Source organism: Pseudomonas syringae group sp. 243L2, from assembly GCF_032587875.1.
GTDB lineage: Bacteria > Pseudomonadota > Gammaproteobacteria > Pseudomonadales > Pseudomonadaceae > Aquipseudomonas > Aquipseudomonas amygdali.
The window spans coordinates 1-16275 of record NZ_JAWHPL010000001.1; the positions used below are offsets into that span (position 1 = coordinate 1).

Consider the following 16275-nt stretch of genomic DNA (forward strand, 5'->3'; position numbering starts at 1 on the left):
ACTGGTGTCCGGAGATTTTGCCAAATTAGGAAGTCTTTTTCAGAGTTTCCTTAGCACCCACGCATCGGGCATTGAAAAAAGGTCAGGTAGGCATTTGCCTTGAGCCACTAAAGGACATGGCAGTGCCTCACGTAATGTATTTGAGTGCTCGTGACCGCAGGCCGTGCTACAAAGGCCACAATCAGGAGTATGGCTCTCAGTCCTCCTGGTAAGAGTTCAAGCAATCCACGCTTTGCCGCGTCCTTTAGGCAAGACGGGCAGACGATGAGCGAAAGAACTGACCGTAACCGCCGTGTATAGACGCGCTTTCGTATGCATCTCACCTGGGTAAGACCTTAGTGGTGTAGACGCCCTGATGGCCATCAGCTACTCTCCGGCACAAGCCCGTAGGGCATAGGATCATCGGCTATCTCATTTGACGTAGGTTGGTAATGGAATATCTCTCGCATATTTTGACATTTGTCGCAGGTTTGGGCGCTGGCTGGACACTGAAATTAGCTATAAGCAACCGCACTTCTCGTAAATCGAGAAGTACATTTACCTCTCAGAAAGGTAACAGCGCTGGCAGGGACATGGCTGGTGGTGACATAGTTAACAAAAATAAAAGAGTGTAGTTGGCTCTTGTCTATCAACCAATCAAATAATACCTCTGGCCGAGATATTGCCGGGGGTAGTATATATAATACCGACGTTAATATAATAACGCCGGAGTCGATACAGGAGCTGGCGATTCTTTACGCCAAGCTCAAACTCGATGGGGTTGGCGAGTTGTCAGGCAACACGTTCTCCCAAAAACTACAGCATTATATGTCTATGCCGACAGATGGCGATGTCCGTGGGCTTGAAGAAAAGTTGCGTGATAGTGGCCGGCTGGATATGCTGCATTTTGCGATGGGGGAAAAGGAGCGCGCTTACAAATTGGTGATGAAATACCAGTCGTCACGAAGCGCCCAGCGCGTATACACTATTCTTCTTGATGAATTACATACTATATATATGCTGACTGTTACTCCTGTTATTGAAGGTGGAGGCGACAGATTATCGATTGATTCTAGCATCAGTAGAGCGCTGCAAGCCGTTAAGTCAATGTTGGGCGAAAACTTTATGGAGTTTACGGTAAAAGATCTGCTTGGTTTGCTTTTCTTTTTGGCAGGGAATTGCCATATACGGTGGGATAAAAATGCTGATCTATCATCCGGCGTTTGATGCGTATCACTGTGTGTTTCGGATGATGGCATTGATGGGCTTAATCCCGGATCTTGAGGTGGATAAGGCTCGTCTTTTAGATTTTTATTTGGCATTCCCCTCTGCGATAAGCGATATAAGGCTCCCGTCTACGCTTGCGCACGGAAGGCGTTTGGCGAAAAGTTTATCTAATACGTACCGGGATCCACTGAATCCCAAGGCGGCTTTCAGAGATATGAGTCAAATTCAATTGGCGGCTCTGAGGAATATTGCCGCACTAGGATTGATTGATTTGAATGGTTTTGAGCAAGGTGTTGTTAAGCGGATTGACTCGGTCGCGATTCCTGAAAGTTTAGGCGAAAACCTTTCTAGTTATTTGGCTGCACAAGCAGAGGTTTTAAAATTTCTTTCAAATGATCTCGCGCAAATTCCTTTGCGTGGGCTCGATGGTTTGAAACATCGGACAGCGCTGTTAGAGTATAGATATGACACTCCTTAAGCCAACTCTTAAAGTAGCACGGCTTGTTGTTCTCCAAGGCGGGCATCGAGCATTTGACTGTGCATTTCATATGGGAGTTAACGTTCTACGAGGGCGTAATACCTCTGGGAAAACGACCGTCATGGATATGCTCGCATATTCGCTAGGTGCTGAGAATATTCGTTGGAAACCGCATGCGTTGAAATGCTCGAATGTAATGGTGGAGGTCGAATTAAATGGCGAACCTGCAACATTTCTCAGGGAAATCAGCCAAGATGCTCAGCGTCCATTATCTATATTCTGGGGGAGAATGGAGGGTGCCCTGTCAGCGGGTCCGAGTCAGTGGGACAGATTCCCCTTCAAACGCTCTGAACAAAAAATAAGCTTCTCTCAGGCTATCTTTGGTGCGTTGGATTTGCCACAAGCCCAAGGACAAGGAGCAGCAAACTTAACTATGCATCAGCTGCTCCGTGTGCTTTACGCGGATCAACCATCTGTCCATAGTCCAATTTTCCGAATGGATAATTTCGATAGCGCTCTTACTAGAGAAACGATCGGTGGCTATCTTTCTGGAGTATATGACGATCAACTTTATACTGCTCAGCTGCGTGTCAGAGAGCTTAACAAGGCATTAGATAAGAAAATTTCCGAGTTGAGAGGAATATTTAGAGTGTTAGGCCAGTCTGGTCAGACGCCTGATATTGAAGCATCTCGAAATATTATCCAAGAGTTGGAGCAGCAAAGAACCCAGTTGACTGATTATATTGATCAGTTAAAGGTCAGCAGGACATTATCACGGAAGGAGTCAAATGAGGCTGGCAAGAAAGCTGATAATCTAAGGGGGCGCCTTAGCTCCGCCAAAAGATACGAATCAGTGTTGAAGGATTCTATTGCTGCGATCAATTTAGATATTTCCGACTCCAAGCTCTTCATAGAGGAACTGACTTATAGGCTTCAAAGTCTTGATGAGTCTAAAGCAACTCGTGATTACCTTGGGGATATGTCGTTCCAGTTTTGTCCAGGTTGCCTTTCCGAATTAAAGACTGAATCGATAGAGCATTCTTGTCAGTTATGCAAGTCGCCTATTGAAAGTGGCGCTGACGGTCAGTTGCTTCGAATGCGGAATGAGCTGAGTATTCAACTTAAAGAGTCTAAGCTGTTGTTGGCACTTAAAGAGGAAGAGGCGCTGAATTTGAGTAAGGACTTACCTTCAGCTACTCAAGAGGTTAAGAAGTTAGAAAAGGAATATAAGTCCGCGTCCTCAAACTGGTCTTCAGATATAGAAACAGTTCTTGAAAGCACTGGTCGACGTTTGGGCGTGCTTGATCAGGAAATTCAACAAGCATATGAGAAGCAGAAGCTTTTTTCTGTTATCCAGGAGCTGCAAAAGCAACGTGATGATTTAGCTAGAGAACTCACTGAACTAGAAAGTACAATAGAGTCACTTGAAGCCGGCCAGCAGTCTCGAAAGATCGACGTCGCAAGGGTGCTCGAAAAGAACATGATCAGGCTGCTCAAGGAAGATCTCCCTCTACAGCCTGAGTTCGTTGATGCTCAAGTGGTGAAGTACGATTTTGAAGAGAATTCGGTATATGTAAATGGCTCAAGAAACTTTTCAGAAAGCTCAACGGTAGTTCTTCGGCATATTTTTCATTTGGCATTGTTGTCCACAAGTATGGAGCTAGATTATATGCGAGTTCCACGCTTTTTGATGTTGGATGGTATTGATGATGGCGGTATGGAGCAAAACCGTAGTCATAATTTACAAAAAATAATTGTCAAAGAGTGCGGTGCTTATAAGTTTGATTATCAGGTTGTATTCGCGACGTCTGAAATTCAGGCCGATATTGAAAAAACCGATATGGTTGTTTCTCGCCCGTTTACTCCGGATTCTCGCTCTCTAGATGTACGATAGCGATACCGCTTTCAGAGGCTTGTCGCTATTTGATATGGTGCTTAACGTTGATTTAGTGCTGGAGCATTTTATTGGCATTGTTAATATAACCTGAAAACCAACTCTTAAATTCATCTATGGTTTCAAAATTCCGCGTACTAGGCATGGAAAGGAATAACGACTTGGACGTAAGTATCAGCTTTGATGAAGAACTAGCAGTTGCCAGCATACACTTGGTCGATTGGGCTCCGCCTCTGGTCGAACATATAAAGCGCTATTTTGATGTTCAAGCGTGCATCCTTCGCTTGGACTACACCCATCTGTCTGCCGACAAACTCAGCGTCCAGCGCTTTTGGGGGTACACGGAGCGCGAGCAATTCGTATTCGACTTTAAGCTCGCTGCGCAAGATGGCCCCATTGCCTTGACCTTCCTGATTCTGGGGCAGGGATCAACCGGCATTGAAGGGTCATCGTCTGTACTGCAACAAGAGGCATATAGCTCCGCCGTAGAGGCCTTCAGGGAGGACGTGCTTGAAGTTGACTCACGGGCGCTACGCGAGACCATCGTCTCGGAAATCAAGCCTCGTAAGACATGGGTCAAATGGTTGCTCGATACCAGATCGAATACACGGAGTCGTTTTTTAAATAATCAGGAAATTATGCAGGCGCTGGTGGTGAGCAGCATTGGGGATGATTGGATTGATGGCGTTCAGATAGTCGCCCCAAGTAAGGGGCAGAATAACTGGGCCTTTGAGAACTTGGTCGAGAAAAACTGGCAGCAGGTACGCGATTACCTAGAGGCCTATTTCGGTTCTGCTTCGGGCTATCCTGGCCATAACGTGGACGGTCTGATCTATTTGTTGTTTGAAAATTCGCCGACTGTTCAGTCGTCACGGTGGGCATGCGAGCAGGTTCTGGAGCGAGCTAGGCCTTCTGTATTCCCTCGGCTTGTCCAATATTGTCGCCAGATCAGGTCAGACGATGCTCGGAGCCTATTCCAGCGCTGGCACGGGCTTCCGAATCCAGATAAGAATGACGGGTTCAAAGAGTGCGTTGCTAAAGCCTTCACAACGCTTGCCAAATTATTAGCTGGCTCCATGCCCTCAGACCTCGCGCTGGCGGCGATCTGGCACCAGTTCGAGGAGCCACTGAGGGCCGACCAGCAAGCTATTGTTGCAAGCCTTAGAGAGTTACCATCTGAGATATGGGGCCGAGATGCATTGTGGAACGATTTAGGCCCTGCGGCCCGTGAGGCATGGCGTCAAGATCTATTCGACCAGGTGAGTGGAGATCCTGAGCTGGCCCAGGGGCTTTTGGCATTTGTGTGTCTTTGGCTCACGCAGATAGCCTTCGCAGAAGTCGAGCCCGTACTTCTGCGATTGCTGGGGGAGAGAAAAAACCTGGCCTTTGCGGTTCAGCTTGCAACCAGTGGCCCGAGGCAGGTGCAACTTAGGGCCAAGGGGCTGGTGCGGTCTAGGGAGGGCGCTCTCGATCTCGAGGGTTTGGCAGTCCAGCGCGAGGATGGCTTGGCGCTGCCCAGCGTCGGTGCCCAGACCTGGCTAGGCGACCCGACTGTGGAGCGCTTTATCCATAAGGCGGTCAGCCAGATTGAGGAAGAATTTTGTCGTGACTATCCGGAGACTTGGGGAGAGGACGAGGAGGTCCATACTAAACACCTCTTGGATCTGACAAAGTTTGCAATTGGCAATGCGACCCACCAGTTACGCCAACTGTCAGCCACCACACGGGTTAAGTATCCGAGCTTGTCCGTGAAATATCGGCAACCCGGCAAGCGAGAGGAAGGTGCAAGCACGCATGCAGGGGCTCCTCTCGGGGCGGATGTGTTGTTCTTGACACGGGTCGTGGACGAGGGCAGAACAGTGATCCAGCGCGCCACCCTTGTGCAGGTAAAAAAACGCACCGGCACTTCATCAGGGAGGGGCTTTAGTAAGACGATAGGCATTGACCTGCAACAATGCCAGGACTTACTTACTCAGTCAGAGCACTCTTACTACCTGTTTGCGACGCCAGCCTCGCCACGGCCGACACTCTGGGTTACACCGGCCCGTCTCGTCAGGAATTTGACCCAGATGCACACTAGCAAAGCCTCCGTTATGGCAGTTCCTGTGAGGGATGCTAGCTGTTCGTATGCAGATTTTTTCCTTCATTACCTGGTCGGCCTTTGGGCTGGTGACGAAGGTGAGGACGTCATTGCCATAGCTAACGGCAATGTACGGCTTGGCCGAACGCCCCGCCAGATTGTCGAGATTGAAGTGCGTCGCCAAACGGATTGATCTTCCCGGCAGTCGTCTTTCCAACGTTGAGCCAACGATTAGAGGGGGCTTCGGTCGGGTTGGGCCACAACAGACGCCGCTTTTAGAGCGTCTTTAAACAGGCATCGTAATCGCTTGGGTTGTTGCTGGCCAGCCCGCTATCTCAGGCGTTTCTGGCGCACTTATCAAACAATTCGGCCCGATTTTTCTTTCGTGGTTGAAGGCGTTGCACTTGGGCATCACGGATTAGGATATTTGAAATGGCGCGAAGGCCCAGCCAACGGGCTGGGCGTCGTGAGTGGTGTTGACGTGACAGAAGTCAGCGATGGCAGGATTGTACGTTTATGGATCTTGTTAGACTCGGATGGGTACAGCCTGGAATTCGTTTACAAAAAATGGCAGCACGTCCAATGAGCACTCTTCTGATCTACGGCGCAACAGGCTATACCGATCGCATGGCCTCTGAACGGGGCGAAAGCGATGAGCCATTCATCATGATACTCAAGGACATCCCTAGCTTCGGGGCAGCAGGATAGGTCGGAGCCTCACCAGCTTAATGGATTGTCAATAAATCCTGCCATATAGAGCTGCCGCTCAATATCTCTAATCGTGTGTGGAAGAGGGTCGGAGGGCTGCATGAAATGCTTTGCCAAAATCAGGGGCAAAGCCTCATGCACCTCCAGTCGCTCACAGATTCGCGCTAAAACTGCAAGCGAGGGCGTTCGCTTGCCACGTTCTAAGTCACTTAAATATTGAATAGATACTGTGCCTAAGAAGTCTTTTTGCGTGAGTCCTTTGTGACGACGTAATGCCTGCACGGCTAAGCCGACAGCTTCGTTTAAATCCATTAATCATCGCCCGGGCAAAGCTGGCATTGGACGCAGGAATGAGCTATTTTTGGAATCAACGATAGGCGAACATTAGATATATCTTATTTGGTGGCTGCCACCGGGTTTCGGGCTTTGGTTGCGCCCTGCCGCTTGGTATACCTGTTTTTTTGGGGGGCACGCTCCCACTCATTTTTTAAGAGTGCGATGGAATGAATGACAGAACTCAAGCTGCAATATTAAAGCTGAAAGCAGATGCCATCGGGGTCATATTCACCGGTTTCATTACGCATGCGAAGGTGGAACCCCCCGCCATGTTGACAGGTGAGGTCTGGGGCCATGTATGTGCAGATGGATTTGGAAACTTTGCGGACGGGCACAGGATCGAGACGTCGGACATTTGCGAGATTCATTCCCGTGGCGAAAGCGTTTGGGTCACCACGCGAAATGGGAGCGACTACGGAATCCTTTCCTTTGCGCCCTTAGGTTGGACTTATTTTGCAGATATCTATAAAGCTCACCTCCGGCTCGATCAGCACGTCCCAGGCTCACCAATCTGGCACATGGCATTGTCTCCGGAAAAGGTTCCCAGCATGGCTAAAAAGCCTAGGAAGCGACACAGTAGTGAGCCCGAGTCGCACGACGCGCACGTGCGTAAGCGGGAAATACTCGGGCCGAAGGAAAATACAAAATACATGGATCAGATGGAAGTTTTTGTTAATAAGACAATTGAGACGCTGGAGCAGAATGGAGTGAGCACTTTCAAGCTCCGCCGCTGATCAGGCTGCCAGCCCATCGCATGCTTCTGTATCCACTCAGGCTAAAAAGGTTCTCAAATGGTCAAACAGGCTGATTTCGAATTAGATCTTAGGAGCCGATATCCTGCTGCGTTCCATGCTTCGATGCATTTCAGGTTTGACTGTGGCGAGGGGTGGCTCGCAATCGTAGAGACGCTCTGTACGCTCCTGTCTCACGCAAACGAACGTACTGAAAATGCCCCGACCCATCTAGTGGGTGCGGTGGAGAAGACAGGAACGCTGCGAATCTTGGTAGCTGGCCGTGACACTCGTGCTAACGAATGGATCATGTTTGCGGAGCAGCACGCGGCTCGTACGTGTGAAATTTGTGGAGCGAACGGCAGACTGTTGTACATCGACGGTTGGCAGCGGGTGCGTTGTCAACCTCATGCGCAAACCACGCGACCTTTCGGAGAGGCCGACTAGCGTCTTGTAACCGGCCCCGTTTGCTAAGCGTGTGCTTAAATAGTTAAAACGACATCTACTGACCGTAACGCATTTTTTTTACGTAACGTAGTTGTGTTACGAGCAAAAAATTGCGTTACGTCATGCTTGGCTCAGGCATGTTAGAGGGCTCCAAATCGAAAACTGGTCAAGTCGAGTGTCACCATCCACCGATCTGGAGGATGGCTCAATTAGAAATGTGCAAAATTCGCACTTTGCTATTCGAGAGTTGGCTAGATCGGGGCGCCCAAGTGTACTGACAGACGTCTATCGACCGATTCTGTTGAAAAAATCGGATTTTCAAATGTCCTGAATTTAAGCACGACCACTAGCGGAGAAGCAGTCAGGGGCATTTGACTCGCTTCGTGAAATTCATTCCATCGGGTCGTTTGGGCCTAAGGCGCTTGCTAGAAGCGTCGCGCGTCGGTGAGCTGTATGAACATCGGATCGCCACGATGCTGCGTGACGCCGAGCGCATCGGCAATGGCGCTGCGCACAGATTCACGACCTGCCAGGGAGATATATTGAACCCTCGACTGATGGCATCCAGTTGATCCCATGGGTTTGAGTTCTGGCTTGCATGACATAACGAAGGATAGCGCCCCGCACGCGGAGCGCAGAGAAGCCGCTTTGGGAATAGCCCTATCTCAGCCTTTGATGTCACGGGGATCATTGCCCGGCTTGACAGTGTCCTTCGTTCTGAATTGCCCTTCGCGCCCTTTGGTAGTCATTTCACCACCACCCTGGTTTTTCAGCATTTCTCGTGCGGCCTGCTGAGCCTCGGCCTGTGTGTCATGTACGCTTGAGGCTCGCTCAGAATCGTTGCGCTTGTTCTCCCACTTCCCATCTGGGCGCTGGGAAATGGTGCGGTCCTGAGGTTTACTCATGATGAAACTCCTGTGATTGGGTCTCCATATATAGACAAGCATAGGGCCTTTTGCCAGCCAGCATGCTCACCGCAAGGCTGTAGTCTGGCAGTGTGCGGATTTTAAGGTTTAGTATTCAGACCCAGCACGTCACGCAACGACTCGTTGTCTGGCCAAGTCCTGTGCATCAGCCACCAAACGCATGCTTGGCCGATACCTCGGCTAATGGCTCCGATGCCTTGAAGATGAGTGATGCACAAGGCACTGATCTCTGCTTGTTCAGTTGGAGGCTCACTGTGGCCATGCGTTTCAAGTGATAACAGTCGATAGAAAACGGTATACAGGTCCTGCACCTCGGCTTCCCTCGCTTGATCTTCTATGTTTTTGCGTCGACGAGGCTGCTTTGCTTGCTCGCTTTCCAGATAATTGGCGGTCACGTCTTCCCCAGTGGTGCGATCAAACATCCTGGCGGTGCCTGATTTCAGGTTCATTTTGAGGGCTTTCGCCAACTCGGCAGGGCCTGCGTCCATCTGGGATTCCGTATTCTCGACGGACCTGATACCCCACAAGGTTGTGATTAATTGTTCAAGCAAGCTTCGGCTCAGAATTCCCAAGCACACAGAATTTTCAATTGTACCCAAAGCCACAGCGCCTTTTACCAACACAGATGCACGCCTCAACTGTTGCCGGGTAAATTCATCGCGTTTATCCAGTGAGGCTCCGCCCTCAATCTGTGATGCCTGGATAAGCACCCCAGCTTGTAGCGTCAATGACTCAAAAAGTTCATTCATATTCGGTGGTGAGCTACTCATACAGTTTCAACGCCTTCTGATCGATGTAGGTGCAGGGCAGCAAAGCTCTCCCTGTGGAGTGTGATGAATGTAGTGCATGTGTTATCGAGCAGGGAGGGATTTCCGACTTGATGGGGGGCATGATCACTCAGTCATAGCAGCGCTATATTTTGGGATGTGATTTTGCGTTCACCAGGTGGATTTTAGGCAGCCACTGGCCGGAAATTGAGTAGGATGGCAATCGAACTTCAGACACTTCGAAACCTACTCCTCGGACCGTTCGCACGATGACAATCAAATTAGAGATCCACTCTACCGATCCTGAAGTTATCGCTTTGATCCAGCGCTACTGGGCACTGAATGAAGAATGTAAGCCTGTCGAGAACGTGAGCGCGATGCTGCCTTTTCGCGAAGTCCTCAAGCCACATGCCCTCGCGGCCTATATCAAAGCGCATTGCACCGTTTATGACGAGAACCAGAACTGTTCGGTCTGCGGTAGCGCGTTGGTTATCACGAGCAGGTCCGAGGTGAAGAGATTTAAGCAACACCCGCTCCGCCCTTGCGCGGTATGCAAGGCCGAACTGGACGAGGCTAGGCGAGTAGCTGAGCAGAAAGCGGAGGCTGACTTGCAAGAGCGAGTTGCGCAGCATACCGAGCGTGTCATAGCAAAAAAGACTGACTACTCGACCATCCCTAATGACCTAGCATTCGTCATGATGGCACTTGAGCGCGCCATCGCTCCTCGCTTGTTCGGTGGCAGATTCACCTTCAACGATTGCCAGGCTCTAGCACCCACGCACTCGGAGATGTTCATCAACCGTCTTTGGAAGTCCGGGGTACTGTCGGACGATCCACGCGCTGCTGGCACAAGCGCCTATTTCGCAAACGCGAACGGACTGAACTACGACCCCAATAAAATTCGGTTCATGCTAGTTCCCGATGAACTTCTGGGCGGAGGCGAGGAAGCCTTCAATGAGTTGGTGGTACGACCATTTACGAATGAAGGCATGTTGGCGCTTTGGTACGAATACGCCGTGGCCGATTGTATGGCCTACCTGAACAATCAGTTGCAGGAATTCAGGCAAGTCTTTCCTGTACACAAGACGGAAGAAATCAAAAGCGCGATTTACACGGCGTTGAAGTACTACAGCACCAGGGACGTATGGAGCTTGCTGTGGCGGGTCGTGCAGACAGTATCGTCTAACTCGAATCATAAGTACTCCAACAAAGAGCGGTCGGCTGGCACCATTGCGTCAAAGCTGCGGCTTCAATTTGAAAAAGCACGTAAGGAGAAAACCGATTTAGGTGAGTGGAATCGTTTGAAATCGATACCGGCAGGAACGTTAGGTCAGCTTTTCTACGAGCTGTATGACATTGATGAAACGACTGATGCCTCCGTAATCATCAAAGCACTTTCTGATGAAGAACCCTTAGATCGCGAAGAAATTGAAGCGAGTATCGACGCTCATGTTAAGAAGTTGATGACTTCTGCGCTAGCCAATGGAAGCGGGGCGGCGGCAATTTACGATTTAGCAGAATTGATCCGTAATGGTGCGGGAATTTCTGATGCGGTGGAGCAGATTGCTGAAATCTATGCTAAGCATCCTGCTGAGGAATTCTCTACTTGTTGAAAAAAATGGTGCCCTGATAGTTGGCACTTGGATCCTGGCTTTGCCGCAATTTCGTCAGTATGGGGAGGAGAGGGCGCTTTATAGAAAAGCTACTATTATCACAGCCCCCACCAAGGCGCCAACGCCCAGTGCCTGCCGGAAGCTGGAAGCGTCCCCGAATTCCAATGAACAGATACCGCCAATACCGGCTAGCAGCTTGCTGATTGCGGCGATAAATATGGATGTGAGCTTCATACTGCTGTACCGGCAGGAGAAAATCTTTGCTCGGGCCGGGCTGGCGATTTTGCTCGCTCGACACTGGCGCAATGGGTCGGACAGACCGGCGTACAAATCCTGCCTCTGATCTATGCGCTGCGTTAACAAGTGTTGGCCCAGGGCGTGATCCACGCCGATGAGAATCCGGTTCGGATTCCCGCGCAAGGCAAGCAGAAAACTCACGGCGCTTACGTCGGGGCCTACGGCACCACGCTGTTTTCGGCGCTCAAAGCTGTGGTTTCGGGAACCGCCACTCATTAGACAAAATGATATGTGCGTGCTCTAACGAGCAGGGCCAGTGGATCGACGGATGAGTCGCTCGCAACGTCCTGCACAAGCCGGCCGACTTCACCGCCTTGGGGCCGCCCGTGCAACGTTCGGAATCCTCGCCAAACCTTTCGAATGAAGTCTTTGACTCGATCTATCGCACCGAATGAGTTGGCTGACGGACCTCGTTTTCAAGATCTGAGCATTTGCGGCATTAGAAATGATTGATTGGTATGAAAAGAAAAATGCATCCGAATATTCCAAGCTCCAGCGGCTCAGTTATCAGATGCACGGCGCTAGCACTTCATTCCTTCCTAGGTGAGGGCGACTATCGGCCAGCCCCAGCAGTTGATAAAAGCTCGATAGGAATTTGAGTGAATTGTTCCGCGTTATTGTTATCTGGCATCGCCAACGGGCCCCCTAGGGTTATGAAAAATATTGAGGGGCCTACTTCCGATTGCGGCATTAGCTACCTAGGTCCGCGACGAACATTTACTAACAACCCTAGAAAATTAAAAAACCGCCCTGATACGTATGTCGAGCAAAGCACCGCCTAGGCCGCACCGGGGAGCCTCACCCTCCTCGGGGAAGCTTCGGAAGGATAGTCAGCTTGGGCTATCCAAAAACAACACTTCATAAAAAAACATATATTTTTCAATACCATACAGTCAATTAACATTGCAGCATTAATAATTATAAAAGTTTAAAGCGTCAACTAAGCTGACAACTAAGTCGCAGTGCATTTTTTTCTTGCAAAGTTAACTTTGGTGGGGATAGGATTGCCCTACACATGAGTCATAAAAAGTACGCCAGACACAAACCCAAACCCAAACCCAAACCCAAACCCAATCCCACTTAAAGTTTTCGAGGCATTATGTCGTCTCCTACGGAAGCCCCAATTACTGGAGGTTACAGAAAAGTATTGCTAAAAAACGTGGTTCTCTGGCGTAAGTGCATGGCTGCTGAAGACAAGATGAATGCTACGTGGGGCAGCGGTTATGGGGCGAAGTTAGCTAACAGCATCAGTTACGCTATAGAACCCTTTGTGCCAGCCGAAACAGACCTAATTCGCCATCATGTAATCCTGAGACCAGACGGTAGCATATGGAAAGAAGGAAGCCTCTATTTACTCCGGTGTGCTCTCGAGGGGGCAGATCATCCGACAATCTCCGGAATGGCAGGCGATTTGTGTAATTTCGCTAATGCCATGTGGTACTCCGGGAAAGATATGTGGGACTTCAGTGGGCCTAAAGCTAGTAGGCCTACCTATTTATATAAAAGCATTTTGAAAAAAAGAGTAATGGAGAATGCTAATCGCGTAAATACTGAAAACCGAAAAATCAATAGAATGGTCGGTTTTTATCGAGCAGAAGCAGATCGAGGATTCAAACCTGAACAGGAAATGTGGAAAACGATTAAGAAAAGAATACCGATCCAAGATAAGTATGGTTTTACACAGTACAAAGAGGTTTTGGGCACAGATCTAACTTTCAAAACAGTAAAAGAAAACCACGATATGCCAAATGGTAAGTACATCGTGGATGGCGGAAAACTTTGTCCCATGGGTAAAGAGAATCAAGAAGCACTGCTTGAGGCTCTTGATACATCAAATAACGTGGAGATGCTGCTATCCCACATAGTAGCTTTAACCGGTGGGCCTCGCATGCAAACCATTTTCACTATGCGACATAACTGTATCAATAAAGATGCTGAAGATCGCCTAGTGCAGGTTGGTTTTGATGCCGGTGGCGACACAATGATCGATACGAAGCGCAACAAGAAGGAATGGATAGTCCTGCCTGAATGGGTACACTTCCTGATCGCAAGGTATCTCGAATCTGAACGGTATAAGAAGCGAGCCGCTAAATCCATTATCGGTACTAGCGAAGATCAGTATGTTTTTCTCACCGAAACAGGAAGGCCCTACTACATTGGAAAAAAAGATCAAGCAATCTTCAACAGCGTCGAATCGGGATCGGCAGTTAGAAAATTCCAGCAAGAAACACTAAATAAAATTCTGAAAAAAACAGGAAAGTTTTTCAAATATCGTTTTCACGACTTGAGAGCCACCTTTGGAATGAATCTATTAGAAGGCTTGAAAAAAAATGATGTGAGCGAACTTGCGGCTTTGGACACTCTCAAAAATAGGCTAAATCACGCTAACGTCGCGACATCAAAACGATATGCGGACTTTAAGCCTACAAAGGAGCAGTCAGCCGCCGCTCAATCGGAATATGAGGAGCACATAAGGTCACTCATAAACATCGAAAGGCTAAGCCATGGCTCTCGTAAAACGTAATACGCATGAAATTGACATACGTCAATATGAACTCAGCTCCATATCTCAAGCGATACGCTCGGTTCCGCTGGAAGATTTAGCTATACGATTTGAGCACAACCGCAGGTACGATATTGGTTCTATGTGTTACGTGTCGCGATTCTCTGCTGTTAGGAAACAGTCACGCCCAGTCGATGCTGAGTCCTTGATCTCATATCGTCCTCAAAAAATTCAAGATTGGATTATCGCAATAGTGTCTGAATTCTACATAAATTCAAGAGGAATGACTTGTTACGCGAATACTATAAATTTCGCAAAGTTCGCAGATTGGAATGATCAAAATGGTTTCGAACATTTTCTTGCCACCCCTGAAAACTATCACAAAGCATATCAAAAATACACCGCAATGCTGATGGAGAAAATTGATCTTGGCACTATACTTCCTTTCACAGGGAATCGGAACCAGGCGGGGGCGTTCGACTCGGCCACCCTATTTTTCCCAAATGATAATTTTAACTTCCGCAGTGATGTTCCTCTAATCTCAAATTCTAAGCCAACGGGAAATCCCACAAAGCCACCTACAGAGAAAGAGCTGGGCGCCTACATCAGTGTCTGTGATTACCTGTTCAACGGTATCACTGATTTTTTGCTCGAATTTAAATCTTTTCCAGCACGGCTAGAGCTGGGAATCGAACAGCCTTGGCTGATGATTGGCGAGCTGCCCTTTGCAACTACGTCTATATTAGAAACTTCGATAAAATCAAAAGAATACATCTATTGGGATTATGAACTCGGCCGACTACGTGCTCTTGAAGAAGCCTGTAATTATTCTATCCGACCATCATGCTTTGTTGCTCATGGTCATCGGGAGCAGGAAGAATTACTAGGGGAAGCTAATGCCGACCCAAGACATTTGAAAAGAATGCGCTTGGCGAAAATTGCTCACGATGCCTTTCTGGCAATGTTTTTTGCAAATACAGGGCTTAATGACGCTCCAGTCAGAGCAATCCCTTGGGACGAGAATTATGAGGTTGGTTCAAGCAAAAATATTGGTTTTAAAACTATAAAGTTTCGTGGACACGACCGAGTTGTAGAAGTAGAAATCCAGTCAACTTTTTTAAAAAAATTTCTGCAATTCGTCAGGTTGCGTGCGTTCATCTGCGGTGCGGACGATTCAGAATTTCTATTCATAGGAATGAAAGTTCACGGAGAGATGATAATCACGCAATTGCGAGCGAACGAGCTTTTTAACTTTAACCAGCGACTCACACATTATTACGACAAAGATTTTAATGGTTTGGGCGTGCAAGAACTCAGGGCGTACAGAGCACATTATTGGTTACAAAAAGGGAAATCAACTGAGCAAACCGCTCAAGCTATGGGCAACACACCAGCCATCACGCGAAAGCATTATAGCGTTGCAGATGAAGCGACTGCCGTTGGCGAAATAGTCCCAATGCTCAATCGTCTTATGCAATTGCTCGATGATTACAAGGGTGAGGACATGCCAGCCGGGGCCTGCGACAAACCTGGTCACCCAGAGGAAGAAATAGCGGTTCCTAAAGGATATGAGCCGGACTGCAAAAAACTCGAAGGTTGCATTTATTGTCAGCACTTCAGATTACATCCGAATGAAGAAGACATTCGGAAATTGCTAAGCATGCGATTTGTTATTAAACAGCGCATAACTAAATGTAGTAATGCAGAACACTTTCTAGCAGTCCACCAGCCCGCAGTTGACCATATTGATTTGCTCCTGAATGCTCTTAAATCTGAACGTCCCACGTCCGTAGAATTAATCGCTAGAGTGTCGCTTGAGATCACTGAAAACTTCCAGCTTACAGAGTACTGGGAGCGCCAATATTCACGCATGATTAACCTCGGAATAGCCTGATGAAATCGAAAAATACTCAAAAAAAAACGCCACCAAATTCCACACATGTACGCCGCGTCCGAGAAAATCAATTTCAAACTGATGCTTACCGTGGAATGTCATTTGACCGCATAGGGCCAGACCTAGTAGTTTCTCGGGATAAAGAAGGAAACGTAATAAGTAATTTTGTACAGAATTACTGGCATTTTCCTAACTATGCACACTCGGCCACAGACAACACAGAGTTTTACTTCGATGTACCACGGTTATGGCATCAACATGCTTTTAAAAATAACATCTTTGTAAAAACAGTTTTTATTGCATCCATGTTTTCACCAAATATCAAGACTGGAGCCGTTAGGGAAACTCTGAAAAAGACTTCCTAATTTGGCAAAATCTCCGGACACCAGTCGCCG

At 48.3% G+C, this 16275-nt stretch carries 13 protein-coding genes and 1 pseudogene; 11 read left to right on the forward strand and 3 right to left on the reverse strand.

Annotated features, from left to right (window positions below; all coding sequences use genetic code 11):
* Window positions 1–621: 621 nt before the first annotated feature.
* From RYB66_RS00005 to RYB66_RS00025, 5 genes are all read left to right on the forward strand, one after another.
* Window positions 622–1206, forward strand: a complete 585-nt coding sequence (locus tag RYB66_RS00005) for an ABC-three component system protein (protein ID WP_251699130.1) — start codon at window positions 622–624, stop codon at window positions 1204–1206.
* The gene (locus tag RYB66_RS00010) at window positions 1181–1684 is read left to right on the forward strand and encodes an ABC-three component system middle component 5 (RefSeq protein WP_251699128.1); all 504 of its coding nucleotides are present in this window, start codon (window positions 1181–1183) and stop codon (window positions 1682–1684) included. Before RYB66_RS00005 ends, RYB66_RS00010 begins: the two co-directional genes overlap by 26 nt.
* The gene (locus RYB66_RS00015) at window positions 1671–3578 is read left to right on the forward strand and encodes an AAA family ATPase (RefSeq protein WP_316893514.1); all 1908 of its coding nucleotides are present in this window, start codon (window positions 1671–1673) and stop codon (window positions 3576–3578) included. The genes RYB66_RS00010 and RYB66_RS00015 overlap by 14 nt, the downstream gene beginning before the upstream one ends.
* Window positions 3579–3739: 161 nt before the next feature.
* Window positions 3740–5851, forward strand: a complete 2112-nt coding sequence (locus RYB66_RS00020) for a hypothetical protein (RefSeq protein WP_316893515.1) — start codon at window positions 3740–3742, stop codon at window positions 5849–5851.
* Between the two features lie 389 nt (window positions 5852–6240).
* Window positions 6241–6366 carry a hypothetical protein gene (locus RYB66_RS00025; RefSeq protein ID WP_316893516.1) on the forward strand — a complete coding sequence of 42 codons (126 nt, stop codon included), beginning with the start codon at window positions 6241–6243 and terminating at the stop codon, window positions 6364–6366.
* A 9-nt stretch (window positions 6367–6375) separates the two neighbouring features.
* Here the strand turns inward: RYB66_RS00025 and RYB66_RS00030 are convergent, their stop codons facing one another.
* Window positions 6376–6678, reverse strand: coding sequence for a helix-turn-helix transcriptional regulator (locus tag RYB66_RS00030; protein ID WP_316893517.1), 303 nt, complete (start codon window positions 6676–6678; stop codon window positions 6376–6378).
* A gap of 191 nt (window positions 6679–6869) precedes the next feature.
* Here RYB66_RS00030 and RYB66_RS00035 point away from each other — a divergent pair, with 191 nt between their 5' ends.
* Complete coding sequence (locus RYB66_RS00035; RefSeq protein ID WP_316893518.1) at window positions 6870–7436, forward strand: hypothetical protein; 567 nt, start codon at window positions 6870–6872, stop codon at window positions 7434–7436.
* Window positions 7437–8545: 1109 nt separating this feature from the next.
* Here the strand turns inward: RYB66_RS00035 and RYB66_RS00040 are convergent.
* Together RYB66_RS00040 and RYB66_RS00045 are read right to left on the reverse strand one after the other, a co-directional pair.
* The gene (locus tag RYB66_RS00040) at window positions 8546–8785 is read right to left on the reverse strand and encodes a DUF2188 domain-containing protein (RefSeq protein ID WP_316893519.1); all 240 of its coding nucleotides are present in this window, start codon (window positions 8783–8785) and stop codon (window positions 8546–8548) included.
* Window positions 8786–8886: 101 nt separating this feature from the next.
* The gene (locus RYB66_RS00045) at window positions 8887–9576 is read right to left on the reverse strand and encodes a DUF5677 domain-containing protein (protein ID WP_316893520.1); all 690 of its coding nucleotides are present in this window, start codon (window positions 9574–9576) and stop codon (window positions 8887–8889) included.
* A gap of 266 nt (window positions 9577–9842) precedes the next feature.
* On the opposite strand from RYB66_RS00045, the gene RYB66_RS00050 reads away from it, so the two are divergent.
* From RYB66_RS00050 to RYB66_RS00070, 5 genes and pseudogenes are all read left to right on the forward strand, one after another.
* Complete coding sequence (locus RYB66_RS00050; RefSeq protein ID WP_316893521.1) at window positions 9843–11186, forward strand: hypothetical protein; 1344 nt, start codon at window positions 9843–9845, stop codon at window positions 11184–11186.
* Window positions 11187–11367: 181 nt separating this feature from the next.
* Window positions 11368–11681 (forward strand): annotated as a pseudogene (locus tag RYB66_RS00055) (IS66 family transposase); the annotation flags it as partial.
* Between the two features lie 982 nt (window positions 11682–12663).
* Entirely contained in the window at window positions 12664–14007 is a 1344-nt protein-coding gene (locus RYB66_RS00060; protein WP_316893522.1) for a site-specific integrase, read from the forward strand.
* Complete coding sequence (locus tag RYB66_RS00065; RefSeq protein ID WP_316893523.1) at window positions 13988–15880, forward strand: hypothetical protein; 1893 nt, start codon at window positions 13988–13990, stop codon at window positions 15878–15880. Before RYB66_RS00060 ends, RYB66_RS00065 begins: the two co-directional genes overlap by 20 nt.
* Entirely contained in the window at window positions 15880–16245 is a 366-nt protein-coding gene (locus tag RYB66_RS00070; RefSeq protein ID WP_316893524.1) for a hypothetical protein, read from the forward strand. The genes RYB66_RS00065 and RYB66_RS00070 overlap by 1 nt, the downstream gene beginning before the upstream one ends.
* Window positions 16246–16275 lie beyond the last annotated feature (30 nt).